Origin of the sequence: Nocardioides luteus (assembly GCF_000960475.2) — a bacterium.
In the GTDB taxonomy this organism is placed as follows: Bacteria; Actinomycetota; Actinomycetes; order Propionibacteriales; family Nocardioidaceae; genus Nocardioides; species Nocardioides luteus_A.
Genome location: NZ_JZDQ02000009.1, coordinates 109,359 through 125,610, shown reverse-complemented (window position 1 = coordinate 125,610; position 16,252 = coordinate 109,359). Strand labels below are relative to the sequence as shown.

Here is a 16,252-nt window from a genome sequence, read left to right as displayed (position 1 = left end):
GGGCGCCGCACGTGTAACACGTCGTTCGTAGGACTGTTCGGTCGCTCCGATGGGGCGAGAAGTCCTACGAACGACGTGTTACAGCTCGTCGCGGCGGCTCAGAGCGAGGTGTCGTGCAGCACGATGTGCTCGTCGAGCGGGGCGCGACCGATGTCGAGGCGGTTGACGGAGGCCTCGGGGTCGGCGGTGCCGAAGGAGATGCCGTAGAGCAGCTTGAGGTCGGCCGGCAGGCCGAGGTGGGCGCGGACGGTGTCGGCGAACAGGCCGTGCATGCCCTGCGGGACGCCGTGGTAGCCGCGGGCGGTGAGGGAGAGCAGGAAGTTCTGGGCGTACATGCCGACGTCGTTGGCAGCGCGGACGACATCGCCGAGCTCGGGCACGAAGAGCAGCGCCACGTGGGGAGCACCGTAGAAGCGGAGGTTCTCGGCGATGGCCTTGGTGCGGCCGTCGGTGTCCTCGCGGGCGATGCCCATGGCGCCGTAGAGGACGGCCCCGGCCTGCTGCGACCGCCGGACGTGCACGCTGTCGTCGGCACCGTACGTCGTGGTGAAGTCGGGGCTCATCTGGCCGGCCTCGAACGCCTTGAGCATCGCCGCGCTGAGACGGTCGCGGGCGTCGCCGGAGAAGACGTGGACCTCCCAGGGCTGGGTGTTGCTGTGCGACGGGGCGCGCTGGGCGTCCTCGAGCACACCGCGGATGTCGTCGGCGGGCACCGGGTCGGGCAGGAAGGCCCGCGCGGAGCGGCGCGAACGGATCACGTCCGTGAAGGTCTCGACGGCGGTCGTGCTCACAAGAAGGGTTCCTCTCAGGTCTGCCGAGGGCTGATGACCTCGGTCCACTCCTGGGGCAAGACGGAGGGACTCTCCGGTATTCCTGGGACGGGGTCGGGGTGGCCCATCACACATGGCGGAGACCTACCCGGTTCAGGTGATACCCCGGGTCGGGACGCGGCCCCCGGCTCGGCGAGTCGAAGACTCGAGTTCCGACCTATCTGAGGGGGAAACCCATGATTCGAAAGCTCGTCTGTGCCGTCGCGGCGGGGGTCGCCGCGGCGGCGCTCTGGTCGATGCCGGCTTCAGCGGCGCCGCTGCTGCAGCTCTCCGGCGCGATCTTCACGACCGACGTCTCCGGCGCGCCCGTCAACCTGAACCACTACGCCGCCAAGGAGGACGTCTATCTCAACGGCGGCCCCGGCATCAACGCGCCCGACGACGCGGCCGGCCTGCCCGCCGGGATCTACGCCTTCCAGGTGACCGACCCGTCCGGCAAGACGCTGCTCTCGACCGACCCGGTCGCCTGCCGTCGGGTCGAGGTCGACGCCAGCGGCCGCTTCGTGAGCGTCGCACCGAGCGGCGGCTGCGCGCACGCGACCGGCACCGATGCGGAGGACGGCGGCATCACCGTGCAGCTGTTCCCCTACCTCGACACCCCGAACAACGGTGGCGAGTACAAGGTCTGGCTGACGCCGTACGACGCGCTCGACTCCACCGCTCCGGGCAACCGGCACGGCTTCGTCCCCGCCGACAGCAAGACCGACAACTTCAAGGTCAAGGCGAAGGCGATCGTCGAGATCGACACCCGGTTCTCGCGGCACGGTGGGCCGTTCATCGACGGTCTGGCTGCTCACTGGACCGACACCCTGGGTGCTCACAACGTGAAGTACTCCGAGTACAACCCGGCGGTCCTCGCGTTCCACGAGGCGCACGTCGAGGCCGCCGAGGCGGGTCTGCACAAGATCACCGTGAGCGACCAGGCCGGCTGCGAGATCGACGACGTCCACTTCGACGGGGCGACCTTCCTCCCCGACGCGAGCGGCACCGTCACCGTCCCGGTTCAGGTCAAGAAGTTCATGACCGGCGAGCACACCTACTGGGTGGAGGTGCACTGCCTCTGAGGCGCTGCGTCTGACCCTTCTGATACCGGTCACCGCGATCATCAACCTAGCATTTGCTTGGTAGGCGCTCTAGACTGCCGGACGTGGCAGTAGAGATCGACTTCAGCGGCAAGGTGGTCGCGGTGACCGGTGGTGCGCGCGGCGTGGGCGCCGGGATCGTCGCGCGGTTCCTCGAGGCCGGTGCGGAGGTCGAGATCTGTGGCCGGTCGGCTCCCGCCGAGCTGCCGGTGATCGACGGGCGCAAGCCGGTCTTCTCCCAGGTCGACGTGCGCGATCCCGAGCAGGTCGCGGCCTGGATAGCCGCCATCACCTCCCGGCTCGGTCGCCTCGACGTGGTCGTCAACAACGCCGGGGGCGCGCCCTACGCCGACTTCGCGACCGCGTCGCCGCGCTTCCACGAGAAGATCTCCGCGATCAACTTCCTGGCCACCGCCTACGTCTGCCAGGCGGCGTACGAGGCGTTGAAGGCCTCCCGCGGATCCATCGTGAACATCAGCTCGATCTCGGCACGCCGGCCCAGTCCCGGGACCGCGGTCTACGGGGCCGCGAAGGCGGCCGTCGAGAGCCTGACCGGCTCGATCGCGGTCGAGTGGGCCCCGGACGTACGCGTCAACGCCATCTCCTGCGGGATCGTCGCCACCCCCGGGTCCGAGGACCACTACGGCAGCCCGGAGCAGCGGGCCGCGGTGGCCGCGACCATCCCTCGCGGAGTCTTCGCGACCCCTGAAGAGGTCGGCGATGCCTGCCTCATGCTCGCCTCGCCGCTCGCCGCGCACATCACCGGTGCCGTCCTCGCCGTCGACGGCGGCGGTGAGTGGCCCGCCTTCCTCCAGCACACCCCCAACTCCTGAGGAGAACCCGTGCCCGAAGCAGTCATCGTCTCTGCCGCCCGTTCGCCGATCGGCCGCGCCTTCAAGGGGTCGCTGAAGGAGCTGCGTCCCGACGAGCTGGCCGAGCAGATCGTACGCAGCGCCCTCGCCTCGGTTCCCGAGCTGGACCCGACACAGCTCGACGACCTGATGATGGGCTGCGCCCAGCCCGCGGGGGAGCAGGGCTACAACATCGGCCGGGTCGTCGGCGTACGCCTGGGGCTGGACGCCGTGCCCGGCACCACCGTCCACCGCTACTGCGCCTCGTCACTGCAGACCACCCGGATGGCCTTCCACGCGATCCGCGCGGGCGAGGGGGACGCGTTCGTCTCCGCCGGCGTGGAGTGCGTGTCCCGCTACGAGCGCGGCAAGGCCGACGGGATGCCCGACACCAAGGCCGAGGAGTTCCTCAAGGCGGGCGAGCGCGGGGCCGCTCGGGTGGCTGCGGGTGAGGCCTGGGCCGATCCTCGCGAGTCCGGCGAGCTGCCCGACTACCACCTCGCGATGGGCGAGACCGCCGAGAACGTCGCCGAGATGTGCGGCGTCACCCGGGAGGCACAGGACGCGTGGGGCGTACGTTCCCAGAACCGCGCCGAGGCCGCTGCCGCCCGGGGCTTCTGGGAGCGGGACATCACCCCGGTGACGCTGCCGTCGGGTGAGGTCGTCTCCACCGACGACGGTCCGCGGGCCGGGGTGACCCTGGAGAAGGTCGCCGGCCTGGCGCCGGTGTTCCGCGAGAACGGCACCGTCACCGCCGGCAACTGCTGCCCGCTGAACGACGGTGCGGCCGCGCTGGTGATCATGAGCGACACCCGGGCCGCCGAGCTCGGGATCACGCCGCTCGCCCGCATCGTCTCGACCGGCGTCTCCGGGCTCTCGCCCGAGATCATGGGCCTCGGGCCGGTCGATGCGTCGCTGCAGGCGCTCGCCCGCGCCGGCCTCTCGGCGTCCGACATCGACCTCGTGGAGATGAACGAGGCCTTCGCCGCCCAGGTGCTCCCCAGCATCGACCGGATCGGTCTCGACCCCGAGCGGGTCAACGTCAACGGCGGCGCGATCGCTCTCGGCCACCCGTTCGGCTCCACCGGCGCCCGGCTCACCACCACGCTGCTCCACGGTCTGCAGGAGACCGGTGGTCGCTACGGCCTGGAGACGATGTGTGCGGCGGGTGGCCAGGGCATGGCGCTCGTCATCGAGCGGCTGGGTTGATCTCACTGGTGCCGCAGGGGATGTAACACGTGTTACACGACCGCCGGCCGCCCGAGCAGCGGCCTCAGATGCTCCGCCGGCCCAGGTGGATGACGGCGACGGTGACGCGGCGCTCCTCGACCACGTAGATGATGCGGTAGCGGCCGACGCGGAGGCGGTAGCGGTCCTTGCCCCAGGCGTAGGCGCCGACGTCGCGCGGGGTCTCGGTCAGGGTGTCGACGGTGTCGAAGACCTGGATCAGGCCGATGGGGTCGTCGTCGACGTACGCCTCGGCCGACTGCAACGCCTCGTCGGCCCAGACGACTTGATAGGTCACTCGCTGGCGATGCGGTCGAGACCGAGGGCGCGGCGGGCCTCGGCGTGCGGGGTGTAGCGGACCTCGCCGAGCTCGCGGCGCAGGGAGTAGCGCGCGAGCGCGAGATCGTCCTCGAGATCCTCGATGCGCCGGTCGTGGTCGTTGAGGTAGGCGCGGATGGCCTCGCGGGCGATCTCCTGCTTGGACCGGTTCTCCGTCCGGGCGCGGTCGGTCAGCAGCCGGTCGTCGGCCTCGCTGAGTCGCAGAGTCATAGCCATGGCCCCAGCGTAACCCGAGGTGGTATCACGCGGTATCGTACGTGTGGCCGAACCGTCGGGCTTTACTTTGGGGGACGTCCATATGTCGCTGACCGCGCTCTATCTGCTTGTCGCACTGGGAGCGGGGCTGATCGCGATGTTCCTCAAGCTCCCGCCGTTGGTCGGCTTCCTGGCCGCCGGGTTCGGGCTGCACGCCGCCGGCGTCGGCGAGCTGGAGGGCCTGCACACGCTGGCCGATCTGGGTGTCACGCTCCTCCTGTTCGGCATCGGCCTCAAGCTCGACGTGCGATCGCTGCTCCGGCCCGACGTGTGGCTGAGCACCTTCGCCCACCTCGGGCTCAGCGTCGTCATCGGGGTGGGGCTGCTGGCCGGCATCGCCCCGCTCGGCTTCGCGCTCCTCACCGACGCCGACCTGGGGGAGATGGCGTTGATCGCGTTCGTCCTCTCCTTCTCGAGCACCGTCTTCGCGATCAAGGTCCTCGACGAGCGCCACGACAACAACACCCTCTACGGCCGGATCGCGATCGGTGTGCTGGTCATGCAGGACATCGTCGCGGTGGCGTTCCTGACCATCTCCAAGGGCCACTGGCCCTCGCCATGGGTCTTCGCGCTGGTGCTGCTCCTCCCGGGCGCCTGGCTCGCCCACCGGGTCTGGGACCGGATCACCTCGGCCGAGCTGACCGCGCTGTTCGGCCTGGCGATCGCGCTGGTGCCGGGTCACTGGCTCTTCGAGACCGTGGGGCTCAAGGGTGACCTCGGGGCACTGGTGGTCGGCGTACTCCTCGGGTCGCACGCCAAGGCGCCGGCGCTGGCCAAGCTGCTGTTCAGCACCAAGGAGCTCTTCCTCATCGCGTTCTTCCTCAGCATCGGGCTGACCGGGGTGCCCTCGCTGGAGGACCTGGCGCTGGCCACCGTGCTGCAGGTCCTGCTGCCGATCCAGGCGGCGGCGTACGTGGTGATCTTCGCCTTCATGGGGCTGCGTTACCGCACCGCGACGCTGGCCTCGTTCACGCTGACCAACTACTCCGAGTTCGGGCTGATCGTGATCGTCATCGCCTCGGCGACCGGGCTGGCCTCGGCGCAGTGGCAGACCGTCCTCGCAGTCGCGACCTCGCTCTCGTTCCTGGTGGCCGCCGTCTTCAACGCGTACGCCGCGAAGCTCATCAACCTGCTCAACCGGCTGCTGCCGGAGCGCCGGCCCGAGCGGCTCCAGGAGGCCGACCGGCCGATCCTCCTCGGCGACGCCAAGGCGCTGGTGGTCGGGATGGGCCGGGTGGGGCGGACGACCTACGAGGAGCTGCGCGACACCCAGGGCTACCACGTGCTGGCGGTCGAGCACGACTCGCTCCGGGCCGCCTCGCTCAAGGAGGAGGGCTTCGACGTCGTCGAGGCCGACGCCACGGACCAGGACTTCTGGGAGCGGGTCAAGAAGGGCGCCGGCATGGAGCTGGTCGTCCTCACGATGCCCTTCCACGGCGACAACCTGCTCGCCATGGACCTGCTCCGCAAGCTCGGCTTCACCGGCACCGTGGCGGCGATCGCCCTGCGCCCCGAGGAGCGCGACGAGCTCAAGAAGCGTGGCGCCCACGCCGTCCTGAACCTCTACGCCTCCGCTGGTTCCGACCTGGCGGAGAAGGCGCTCCGGGTCAACCAGGAGCGCCAGCTCTCCGCGTGAGTTGTGAAGCCGAGAGTGACCTATGGGCCACTCTCGGCTTCACAACTCGGGTCAGCCCAGCAGGTTGTAGCCCGAGAGCGCACCCAGGTAGGTGCGGGTCACGCCGGTGCCGGCGCTGTTGCGCTCCAGCGCATAGATGTAGCTGCCCGACCGCACGATCAGGTCGCCACCCGAGCCGGCCCGCAGGTCGCGTACGCCGAGCACCGCGTCATAGCCCGACAGGTTGATCGACAGCGTCTGTGTGGAGACCAGGCCGCCAGGCCCGTTGCTCTCGTGGACGACGGTGCTGGTGCCGTTGACGAAGAGCACGTCGGGGGTGTTGCCGCTGTTCCAGCGCCCGACGCCGACCAGGCGGGTGCCCGCGGCCGAGGACTTCATCACGATCGAGGCGCCGACCTTGGTCGAGCCCGTGCCCGGCCACAGCTTGATCGTGCCGTCGGAGGTGCGACCCATCAGGTCCGGGTAGCCGTCGCCGGTGATGTCGCCGACCGCGTCGATGACGCTGACTGTGCCGAGGCCGGTCGCGATCGTGACCGGGCTGGCGAACTTGCCGGTGCCGTAGCCGCGGTAGAGGCGGACCGAACCGTCCGACATCTTCGCCAGGAAGTCGCCCTTGCCGTCGCGGTTCCAGTCGCCGGCGTTCATCAGCGCGGTGGCGCTCGTCAGCGTGATGCCGCTGTCGACCGGCGCGGCCAGGCTGACCCGACCGCTGTTCGGCTTCACGTAGAGCGTCGAGCCGGACTTCATCACCAGGTCCGGGAGGCTGTTGCCGAGGAGGTTGACCGCGCCGACGAGGGTGCGGTTGACGTCCGCGTACGGACCCAGCGGCTTGCCGAAGCCCGAGCCGGAGGCGGGGTAGATCCAGCCGCGGTTGGACGAGTCCCGGCCGATCAGGTCACCACGCCCGTCGCCGGTGAAGTCGCCGTAGCCGGAGATCTGGACCAGCGATGACCACGACGGGCTCTGCGTCGAGAGCTTGACCGGCGAGCCGAACGTGCCCGAGCCGGAACCCTTGAAGTAGTAGAGCGCGCCGGACTTGCGGCCGATCAGGTCGCGCTTCCCGTCCTTGTTGACGTCACCCGTCGCGGCGAGCTTGTCGAAGCCGCTCAGCGAGCGCGTCGTGCCCGCCCGGGTGAATCCGCCGGAGCCGTTGCCCGTGTAGCGGACCAGGTAGCCCTTCGCGTTCTTGCCGATCAGGTCGTTGGCCGAGGTGCCACCGATGTTGCCGGTCGCGGTGATCTTGGAGACGCCCGAGAACGTGCTCCTGCCGAGAGTCTTGAAGACCGCCGCGAAGGTGCCGTCGCCGCGGCCCTTGCGGATGCCGGCCGAGCCGTCGTCGCGGACCTGGATCAGGTCGGCCTTGCCGTCGCCGGTGATGTCCGGGGTGACGACGGCCTCGCGCACGGTGCTGCCGACCGTCGAGGACTTCCTGGTCGAGCCGAACCCGGCGAACCCGCCCGTACGCAGCGTGAAGATCCGGCCGTCCGAGGCCCGGCGTGCCACGAAGTCGGAGTGGCTCGTGCCGGCGATGTTGGACTCCAGGTCACGCCCGGACCAGCTCTTCTGCAGGCTCGCGGCCAGCGAGCGGATCTGGGGAAGCTTCGCCTCGAGGTTCTCACCGGGGCAGATGGTCGCCGTCGTGTTGGCGTCGCGGTGGCCCTGGATCGCGTACGGGAAGACCGTCTTGGTGCCGTCGGTCTTGGTCAGGGTCACGTCGGTGGCGTTGGCGGTGACGCCGTGGAGGGACAGCTTCCAGGCGTAGAGGGAGCCGTACGCCTGGATCATCGCGTCCGTCGGCTGGTTCTGCGTCGCGCCGGTGTCGTCAGGACAGCCGGCCGCGACCGTGTCGAAGCAGCCGAGCGCCGCGGCACCGAAGCTGTCGTAGTTGTAGCCGCTGGTGTGGGCGCCCTCGACCGGCAGCGCGACGCCGCCATAGCGTCCCTCCCAGATGCGGCCGAACTTGTCGACGAAGAAGTTGTAGCCGACGTCGCGGTAGCCACGGGTCTTCACGTGGTACTCGAAGATGCCTCGGATGATGCCGGGGACGTCGGTCTCGGTGTAGTCGTTGGTGCCCGCGGCGTGGTGGACGAAACCGCCGTGGATCTGGCGGTAGGTCGGGGCGCTCTGCTCACGGATCGACTCGTCGGCACCCCACTGCGCACGGCTGTAGATCGTCGGGCTCGCGGTGTAGGTGGACGCGACCAGGTTGAGGTCGGAGTCCTTGTTGCCGCTGTGGGCGCTGGCCGCGGTCGGCTTGTTCTTGTCGGTGTGGATCTCCGGGAGCTCCTCGACCGTCTCGGCAGGCTTGCCAGGCTCGATCACCGCGAGCTCGAGGGCGCCGGGGATCTCGGCGGCGTCGGGGACGATGATCCTGGTCTGCACCTGGTCGACGTGACCGGCGAGGAACTCGTCGGTGCCCGGGCGGACGCTCTTCGCCTCAGCGGTGCCGGCGTCCGGACCGTGGTCGTCGACGTCGACCGACATCGGGGTCCACGACGACCACACGTCGTCCTTCAGGGTGCGGATCTCGGGGCGTACGCCGTCGGCGATCTCGCCGGACCAAGTGACGCCGACGACGCCGAAGCCGCTGACGTCCTGCGGGTCGCTCTTGATCGCGTCGGTGTGGGGCTTGTCGACCTTCGTCGCGTGCTCGGTCGCCCTGCCGCTCGAGGTGGTCAGCGCGACCTTCTCGACATGCGCGTCGACCGGGCCGGCGGGGACCTTCAACGGCTCCCGGTTCGCCGCCGCGAAGGCGGCCAGCGGGCCGGACGTGGTCGGTTCGGCGGTGGCGGAGTTCAGCGTCAGGGGGATCGCTACTGCGGTCGCACCGAGAGCGAGGATGGTGCCGGAGAGGGACGCGATCTTGGCGCGTCGGGGCATCGAAGCCTCCGTGGGGGAAAGTGAAGACGGGCTCCGGAAACCTATACCCCCGCGGGGTGGGGTGTCTCACAGATATGTCTATGTGTCGCGCAGGTCCGTCTTGAGGACCTTGCCGCTGGCGTTGCGCGGGAGGCTGTCGACCAGCACGTACGCCCGCGGCTGCTTGTAGTTGGCGAGCCGATCCTTGAGCCAGGTCGCGATCGTGTCGGGGTCCAGGTCGTCGCGGACGACGACGAAGGCCTTGCCCACCTGGCCCAGCCGGGCGTCGGGGATGCCGATCACCGCCGCCTCGACGATGCCAGGGTGCCCGGCGAGGGTGTTCTCCACCTCGGCGGGATAGACGTTGAAGCCGCCGACGGTGAACATGTCCTTGATCCGGTCGGTGATCTTCAGGCAGCCGTGCTCGTCGAGATAGCCGACGTCGCCGGTGTGGAGCCAGCCGTCCTCGTCGATCGCCTCGGCGGTGGCCTCAGGGTTCTCGAAGTAGCCGAGCATGACGTTGTCACCGCGGATCCAGACCTCCCCGTCCTCGCCCGGCTCGGCGTCCTCGCCGGTCGCGGTGACGGTGCGGATCTCCAGGCCCTCGACCGCGGGGCCGACGACCTTGGCGACATGCTCGGGGTCCTCGCCGGGGCGGGTGGTCGTGGCGACCATGCACTCGGTGAGGCCGTAGGCGCCCTTGACCTCGTCGATCCCGAGGATGTCTCGCATGTCGGCGAAGAGGCTCTCCGGGACGCTCGCGGCGCCGGCGATCGCGAAGCGCAGCGAGGAGAGGTCGTACGCCTTCAGGTCGGGGTGGTTGATGAGCGTGGTGAAGATCGTGGGAGCGCCGGGGAGGACGGTGATCCGCTCGTCCTGGATCAGCTTCAGCGCCTGGGACGGGTCATAGGTCGCGATCGGGTAGACCGTGCTGCCCGCGGTGAACGCCGCGATGAAGCCGGCCTTGTAGCCGAAGCCGTGGAAGAACGGGTTGACGATGGCGTAGCGATCCTCGGGGGAGAGCGCGGCGCCGCGGGCCCAGACGTCGGCGACGCCGATCGTCTGGCGCTGGGCGCTCATCACGCCCTTCGGCTTGCCGGTGGTGCCGGAGGTGAACAGCAGGTCGGCGAGGGTGTCGGGGGTGACGGTCGCCTTGGCGTCCTCGAGGCGCTGATCGGTCGTGCTGTCGCCCCTCGCCAGGAACTCGTCCCAGCCGTCGGCGAGGTCGACGATGGTCAGCAGGTGCTCCGGGAGCGGGCCGGCATCGTGGAGCATCTGCACGTAGTCGGTGCCGAGGAAGCCGTTGACCGTCACCAGCGCGGTGGCACGGGACCGCTCCAGGATCTCGCGCGCCTCATGGCCCCGGTATCGGGTGTTCAGCGGCACCACGGCCGCCCCGATCGTCTGCGCACCGAGGACCGCGACCGGGAACTCCCAGCGGTTGGGCGCCCAGATCGCGACGCGGTCGCCGCTGCGTACGCCACTGGCGAGGAAGGCGCGCGCGGCCTTCTCCGCCGCGTCGGCGAGCTCGGTGTAGGTGAGCGTCGTGGGGCCGTCGACGATCGCCGGGTGGTCGGCGTACGTCTGCTCGGCCTTCTCGATCAGGGCGGGGATCGTGCGGGGGGTCACCCTCGCAAGCGTAGTTGAGCAACTGCTTGTTTGGTAGACTCTGCCCATGACTGACACGGGGGTTGCGCCGAGAAGGCGGGGGACGGCGTCGGGGTCGTCGCGGCGGGCCGAGCTGCTCACGCTGGCCGGCGAGATGTTCGCGACCAAGGGGTTCTCCCAGACGACCGTACGCGACATCGCCGATGCCGCGGGGATCCTCTCGGGCTCGCTCTACCACCACTTCCGCTCCAAGGAAGCGATGCTGACCGAGCTGCTCTCCGGGTTCCTCGACGGGCTCAACGCGCGGTTCACCGAGATCGTCGAGTCCGGTGTGGACCCGCAGGCCGACCTGGACGGGCTGATCGCGGAGTCCTTCCGGACGATCCACAACGAGCGGCTCGCCGTCGCGCTCTACCAGAACGAGGCCGCCTTCCTGGCGACCGTCGAGGGCTTCGAATTCGTCGCCGAGCGTTCCCGTGACAACGAGGCGCTGTGGATCCGGGTCCTCGAGGCCGGCCAGGCGGCGGGCGTCTTCCAGGCCTCGCTCGACCCCGCGCTGACCTATCGGTTCATCCGTGACGGCGTCTGGTCCACGGTCTCCTGGTATCGCCCCGGCGGCCGCCATACCCCCGAGACGCTCTCGGAGCAGTATCTGAAGCTGCTCCACGCCGGGATCCTCGCCTGACGCCGAGTCGGCTCGTCCTGACCAAGAATTCCGCCGAGTCGGCTCGTTAGGACGAGCCGACTCGGCACGGATCTCGGTCAGGACGAGTCGACTCGACGGACAGGTCAGGGAACCTCTTTGAAGCGGAGGCCCTTCGGGTCTTCTGCCTCGATGATCTTCAGCTCGTCCGCCGTGGGCTCGCGGGTGAGGGGGGCGTCGGCGGCGTCGATCGGGAAGCCGGTGGCCTCCTGAAGCTCCTCGGGGGTGACACCGGGGTGGATCGAGACGACCTTGACGAGTCCAGCGTCGTCGTAGCCGAAGACGGCGAGGTTGGTGACGATGACGCCGAGGTCGTGGAACCGGCCGGCGGTGCCGGTGGCGCGGTCGTTGCCGACGCCGCTGGCGACGTCGACGCGGTCGACGAAGATCCGGGCGGAGTGCTTGGCGACCCAGTAGTCGACGCGGTGGTTGACGGTGTTGCCCGGCGCCCCGCGTACGCCGATCAGCTGGCGCTTCGGCCTGCGCCAGTCGCCGATCGAGGAGATGTTCTGGTTGCCGTGGCGGTCGATCTGGCTGGCGCCCATCATCGAGTGCCGGCGGCCGCTGGCGACGATGTCGAAGATGCTGCGGAACGGCACCCACGCCTCGGGGGTGCCGCCGGCCGCCGCGGTCTTCAGCAACGGCGGGGCCGCGGCCATCATGAACGCCTCGCCGTCGCTGAGCGCGAGCTCGGGGGTGTGGGTGGCCTTGGCCAGGCGTACGCCGATGGCCGGCACGATCCCGACGGCGTGGGCGAGCACCTCGCCGGACCCCTTGAAGGCATCGGAGACGGCGGCGACGCAGACGTCGGCTCGAGTGATGGTCTGGGTGGTCACAGGTAACGCTCCTCGAACTCGGTCCAGTCGCTGTCGGAGTCGGACTTGGCGGCGGCCACGTACGACTTCTGGAACTCCTCGTCGCGTCCGTAGTCGGGATCGCAGCTGGTGAAGTGGGCGCCGCCCGGGGCTTCGACGACGTGGTTCACGAAGATCCGCGGGACCAGGAGGGTCTGCGGCGGGGCCTTGGCGGTCAGGTCGTCGGTGGAGACGATCTGCTCGACCGACAGGATCGTGGTGTCGGCGGCCATCGCGAAGAGGTCGTCGAAGTAGGGGTCGGGGCCGAGGTACTGGCCGTTTCCGGCGGCGTCGGCGCGGTTGAGGTGGATGAGCGAGACGTCGAGGCGGAGGCCGGGGACGGCGACGTACTCCTCGTCGTCGTAGGGCGACCTCACCGTCTTGAGGTCGGGGTTCATCGCCATCACGTCGCTGCCGAGGCCGGCGCGGATGGGCTGGAACGAGAGCCGGTTGGCGCCCGCCTTCAGGCCGGCGACGAACATGCCTTCGTCGTACTCGCTCGTCTCCGGGATCTCGCCGCGCTCGCGGGCGCGGGTGAAGTTGGGGTCGAGCGGGATCGAGTCGAGGCTGACGAAGCCGTAGACCAGCTTGCGGATCTTCCCGGCGCGGGCGAGCAGGCCCACGTCGGGGCCGCCGAAGGCGACCACGGTCAGGTCGGTGACGTCGCTGCGGAGGATCTCTTTGACCAGCGCCATCGGCTTGCGCCGCGAGCCCCAGCCGCCGATGCCGATGGTCATCCCGGACTCGAGCTTGCCGGCGACCTCGGCGAGGGGGAGGGTCTTATCTAGCATGAACGTCCTTCCAGAGCTGGGCGGTGGCGTGGGCGCGCTTGAAGTAGAGGTGGGCGTCGTGCTCCCAGGTGATCGCGACGCCGCCGTGGAGCTGGATCATCTCGGCCGCCACCTGCGAGAACGCGTCGGAGCACCAGGTCTTGGCGGCCTGGATGAGGCGTCGATCTGGTGCTGGCTGGGTCAGCTCCCAGGCTGCCGCCCAGCTCATCGTCCTGGCCGTCTCGACCTGGACGAGCAGGTCGGCACACCGGTGCTTGAGCGCCTGGAACGAGCCGAGCGGGCGGCCGAACTGGTGGCGCTCCTTGAGGTAGGCGACCGTACGCTCCAGCGCCTCTCGTGCCGCCCCGGCCTGGAGTGCGGTCATCATGGTGGCGCCGACCGTGGTGACGTACGTCGGATCGATGCTGCCGAGCCGGGTTGCCTGCGCGTCTGCGAGTCGGATCTCTCCCAGCTGAAGGGTCGGGTCGAGCGCCGGCGTGGCGCTGACCGTGCATCCGGGCGCCGTCGGGTCGAGCGCGAAGAGCTGGTCGGCGACGACGAGGAGGATCGTGTCGGCTGTGGGCGCATCCAAGACGGCCGGGATGCTGCCGGTCAACCGATCCCCGGAGGCGGAGACCCGGGCACCCGACAGCCCGGCGGTCGCGGCCGTGACGAGCCGGGTTCCCTCGGCGATGTCGGTCAGGAGCTGGGCGGCAGGCTCGGGTAGTCCAGGGAGTTTCCGTCCATTACTCGTCGGTAGACCGACGGAAACTCCCTGGACTATCTCGCTGGCCAGCACGGTGCCGATCAGCGGCGAGGGCGTGAGCGTGGCGCCGAGCTCCTCGAGGACGAGATGGGCCTCGAGGTAGGTGCAGCCGACGCCGCCGTACGCCTCGGGGACGGCGAGCGCGGTCACGCCGATCTGCTCGGTCAGCGTCTGCCACAGGGTGGTGTCGTAGCCCTCGGGTGTCGCGATCGCCGCGCGCAGATCCATCGACGCGGCCCGCTTGGCGATCAGCGTATGAACCGTCGCGACCAGGTCGGACTGCTCCTCGGTCAGCGCGAACCTCATCGCGCCTCCACCAGCGACTCGAGGATCCGGGCACGGTGCTCGGCCGGGGTGCCCCAGGCTCCGACCAGCGCGCGCACCTTGAGGATCCACAGGCTCAGGTCGAACTCGCGGGTGTAGCCGATCGCGCCGTGGACCTGGAGCGCGGTGCGCGAGGCGAGGTACGCCGCATCCCCCGCCGCGACCTTCGCGGCCGAGACCGCACGGCCGGCCGTGGGGGTTCCGGCGTCGAGCTCGACGGCCGCGTTGTGCACCAGCGGGGCCGCGAAGTCCAGGGCGACGCGTACGTCGGCCAGCAGGTGCTTCACCGCCTGGAACTCCCCGACCGGACGCCCGAACTGCGTCCGCTGCTTCACGTAGGCGACCGAGTCGTCGAGCAGCCTCAATCCGGCGCCGAGGAGCTGGGCCGAGCAGGCGAGCGTGCCGAGATCGCGGGCGCGGGAGGGGTCGATCCGGCCAGTGATCGGATAGCCCGCTGACATGACGAACAGTCGTCGCTGTGGGTCCACCGAAGTCTTGGTAGCGCCTGGGTTCAGTTCGATGACCATGTCGTCGAAGACGCCGTAGGCCTTGGATGCAATATCGGCGTCAAGAGCGTAGGGCCCGCCGGGCGCGGCAACGGTGACGATGCTTTCGCCAGATGCCACCTGACTGAGGATCGTGGTGGCGTCGGACCCTTCGAGTAATTGCGGGGCAACGGCGACGGACTCGATCCAGGGGCCGGGAACGCCGTGGTACCCCAGCCGCTCGAAGGCCACGGCGAGGTCGGCACAACCTGCTCCGACGCCACCGTGCTCCTCCGGCACCAGCAGCCCGGTGACGCCGAGCTCGGCGAGCCGCTGCCAGAGCTTGAGTCCGGCCGAGTGGTCACCGGCCGCCCAGGCGCGCGAGGCCGACGAGACGTCGGCGGCGCCGAGGAGATCGTCGAGTGCTTCGGAGAAGGCGTGCTGCTCCGGCGTACGTCCGAACCTCATCGGCCACCCCTCGGCAGGCCGAGCACGCGCTCGGCAACGATGTTGCGCTGGATCTGGTTGGTGCCGGCGTAGATCGGGCCGGACAGGGAGAAGAGGTAGTCGTCGAGCCAGGGGCCGGAGAGCTCGGCGTCGGCACCGAGCAGCGAGAGCGCGGTCTCGTGCAGCGAGAGGTCGAGATCGGACCACCACAGCTTGTTGATCGAGCCCTCCGCGCCGACCGAGCCACCGGCCTCGACGTGGGTGACGGTGCCCCAGGTGTAGAGGCGGTAGGCCTCCGCGCCGATCCAGGCGTCGACGACCTGGTCGCGCAGGTGCGGCTGAGGGTCGGACGCCCACAGGTCGAGCAGGCGGTCGGCCGCGGCGCAGAAACGGCCCGGCGAACGCAGCGAGAGACCCCGCTCGTTGCCGGCGGTCGACATCGCGACCTTCCAGCCGTCCCCGACCCCGCCGAGCACGTCGTCGTCGGGCACGAAGACGTCGTCGAAGAAGATCTCCGCGAACCCGGGCGTCCCGTCGAGCTGGTCGATCGGGCGGACCGTGACGCCGTCGGCGTCGAGCGGAAAGAGGAAGTACGTCAGCCCTCGGTGCCGCTCCGCGGAGGGATCCGAGCGGAAGAGCCCGAAGCCACGGTCGGCGAAGGGCGCCCGGCTGCTCCAGGTCTTCTGGCCGTTGAGCCTCCAACCGCCGTCGACCTGCGTCGCGGTCGCACGGAGCGAGGCCAGGTCCGACCCTGCCTCCGGCTCGGACCAGGCCTGCGCCCAGACCAGGGTGCCGTCGGTCATGTCGCGCAGGTAGCGCTCCTTCTGGGCCTCGGTGCCATGGCCGAAGATGATCGGGGCGAGCAGCGAGATGCCGTTCTGGCTGATCCTTGTCGGGGCGCCGGCGAGGTAGTACTCCTCCTCGAAGATGACCCACTCGGTCAGCGACGCGTCCCGGCCGCCGTACGTCTCGGGCCAGGTGACCACCGACCACCGTCCGGAGGCCAGGGTGCGCTCCCACTCCCGGTGCGCCGCGGCGCCCTCGGCGGTGTCCATCGACGGCAGCCGGCCGGGGTTGTGGGCGGCGAGCCACTCGCGGGCCTCGAGCCGGAAGGCCTCCTCGGCCTCGGTGAACTCCAAGGTGCTCATCGCGCTCCTCGCTCGCTGTAACACGTCGTTCGTGGGACTATCCGGTCGTTCCGAACGGGCGAGTAGTC

15 protein-coding genes are annotated in these 16,252 nt (G+C 69.8%); 5 read left to right on the top strand and 10 right to left on the bottom strand.

Annotation, left to right across the window (positions count from 1 at the left end):
* Positions 1 to 98 precede the first annotated feature (98 nt).
* Positions 99 to 791, bottom strand: a complete 693-nt coding sequence (locus UG56_RS08260) for a nitroreductase (RefSeq protein ID WP_045549166.1) — start codon at positions 789 to 791, stop codon at positions 99 to 101.
* Positions 792 to 1,006: 215 nt separating this feature from the next.
* Here UG56_RS08260 and UG56_RS08255 point away from each other — a divergent pair, with 215 nt between their 5' ends.
* The 3 genes from UG56_RS08255 (at position 1,007) to UG56_RS08245 (ending at position 3,972) form a co-directional block, all read left to right on the top strand.
* Positions 1,007 to 1,894 (top strand): hypothetical protein, encoded by an 888-nt coding sequence (locus UG56_RS08255; protein WP_045549167.1) that lies wholly within the window; start codon positions 1,007 to 1,009, stop codon positions 1,892 to 1,894.
* Between the two features lie 83 nt (positions 1,895 to 1,977).
* The gene (locus UG56_RS08250; protein ID WP_045549168.1) at positions 1,978 to 2,745 is read left to right on the top strand and encodes an SDR family oxidoreductase; all 768 of its coding nucleotides are present in this window, start codon (positions 1,978 to 1,980) and stop codon (positions 2,743 to 2,745) included.
* A 9-nt stretch (positions 2,746 to 2,754) separates the two neighbouring features.
* Positions 2,755 to 3,972, top strand: a complete 1,218-nt coding sequence (locus tag UG56_RS08245) for an acetyl-CoA C-acetyltransferase (protein WP_045549169.1) — start codon at positions 2,755 to 2,757, stop codon at positions 3,970 to 3,972.
* Between the two features lie 64 nt (positions 3,973 to 4,036).
* Here UG56_RS08245 and UG56_RS08240 read toward each other — a convergent pair whose 3' ends face one another.
* The gene (locus UG56_RS08240) at positions 4,037 to 4,288 is read right to left on the bottom strand and encodes a type II toxin-antitoxin system RelE family toxin (protein ID WP_045549170.1); all 252 of its coding nucleotides are present in this window, start codon (positions 4,286 to 4,288) and stop codon (positions 4,037 to 4,039) included.
* Positions 4,285 to 4,545, bottom strand: a complete 261-nt coding sequence (locus UG56_RS08235) for a ribbon-helix-helix protein, CopG family (protein ID WP_045549171.1) — start codon at positions 4,543 to 4,545, stop codon at positions 4,285 to 4,287. Before UG56_RS08235 ends, UG56_RS08240 begins: the two co-directional genes overlap by 4 nt.
* Positions 4,546 to 4,627: 82 nt before the next feature.
* On the opposite strand from UG56_RS08235, the gene UG56_RS08230 reads away from it, so the two are divergent.
* Positions 4,628 to 6,220 carry a cation:proton antiporter family protein gene (locus tag UG56_RS08230; protein WP_045549172.1) on the top strand — a complete coding sequence of 531 codons (1,593 nt, stop codon included), beginning with the start codon at positions 4,628 to 4,630 and terminating at the stop codon, positions 6,218 to 6,220.
* 51 nt (positions 6,221 to 6,271) lie between these two features.
* Here UG56_RS08230 and UG56_RS08225 read toward each other — a convergent pair whose 3' ends face one another.
* Together UG56_RS08225 and UG56_RS08220 are read right to left on the bottom strand one after the other, a co-directional pair.
* Positions 6,272 to 9,100, bottom strand: a complete 2,829-nt coding sequence (locus UG56_RS08225) for an FG-GAP-like repeat-containing protein (protein ID WP_052693607.1) — start codon at positions 9,098 to 9,100, stop codon at positions 6,272 to 6,274.
* A 78-nt stretch (positions 9,101 to 9,178) separates the two neighbouring features.
* Positions 9,179 to 10,708 carry an AMP-binding protein gene (locus UG56_RS08220; RefSeq protein ID WP_045549173.1) on the bottom strand — a complete coding sequence of 510 codons (1,530 nt, stop codon included), beginning with the start codon at positions 10,706 to 10,708 and terminating at the stop codon, positions 9,179 to 9,181.
* Positions 10,709 to 10,754: 46 nt separating this feature from the next.
* Here UG56_RS08220 and UG56_RS08215 point away from each other — a divergent pair, with 46 nt between their 5' ends.
* Entirely contained in the window at positions 10,755 to 11,372 is a 618-nt protein-coding gene (locus tag UG56_RS08215) for a TetR/AcrR family transcriptional regulator (protein ID WP_045549174.1), read from the top strand.
* A gap of 104 nt (positions 11,373 to 11,476) precedes the next feature.
* On the opposite strand, the gene UG56_RS08210 is transcribed toward UG56_RS08215, so the two are convergent.
* The 5 genes from UG56_RS08210 to UG56_RS08190 are packed head-to-tail and all read right to left on the bottom strand — an operon-like array spanning position 11,477 to position 16,184.
* Entirely contained in the window at positions 11,477 to 12,226 is a 750-nt protein-coding gene (locus UG56_RS08210; RefSeq protein ID WP_045549175.1) for a CoA-transferase subunit beta, read from the bottom strand.
* Positions 12,223 to 13,035: a CoA transferase subunit A gene (locus UG56_RS08205; RefSeq protein ID WP_045549176.1), complete on the bottom strand. Its 813-nt coding sequence runs from the start codon at positions 13,033 to 13,035 to the stop codon at positions 12,223 to 12,225. The genes UG56_RS08210 and UG56_RS08205 overlap by 4 nt, the downstream gene beginning before the upstream one ends.
* The gene (locus UG56_RS08200) at positions 13,025 to 14,086 is read right to left on the bottom strand and encodes an acyl-CoA dehydrogenase family protein (protein ID WP_045549177.1); all 1,062 of its coding nucleotides are present in this window, start codon (positions 14,084 to 14,086) and stop codon (positions 13,025 to 13,027) included. The genes UG56_RS08205 and UG56_RS08200 overlap by 11 nt, the downstream gene beginning before the upstream one ends.
* Positions 14,083 to 15,057, bottom strand: a complete 975-nt coding sequence (locus UG56_RS08195) for an acyl-CoA dehydrogenase family protein (protein WP_045549178.1) — start codon at positions 15,055 to 15,057, stop codon at positions 14,083 to 14,085. The genes UG56_RS08200 and UG56_RS08195 overlap by 4 nt, the downstream gene beginning before the upstream one ends.
* Positions 15,054 to 16,184, bottom strand: a complete 1,131-nt coding sequence (locus UG56_RS08190; RefSeq protein ID WP_045549179.1) for an acyl-CoA dehydrogenase family protein — start codon at positions 16,182 to 16,184, stop codon at positions 15,054 to 15,056. Before UG56_RS08190 ends, UG56_RS08195 begins: the two co-directional genes overlap by 4 nt.
* Positions 16,185 to 16,252 lie beyond the last annotated feature (68 nt).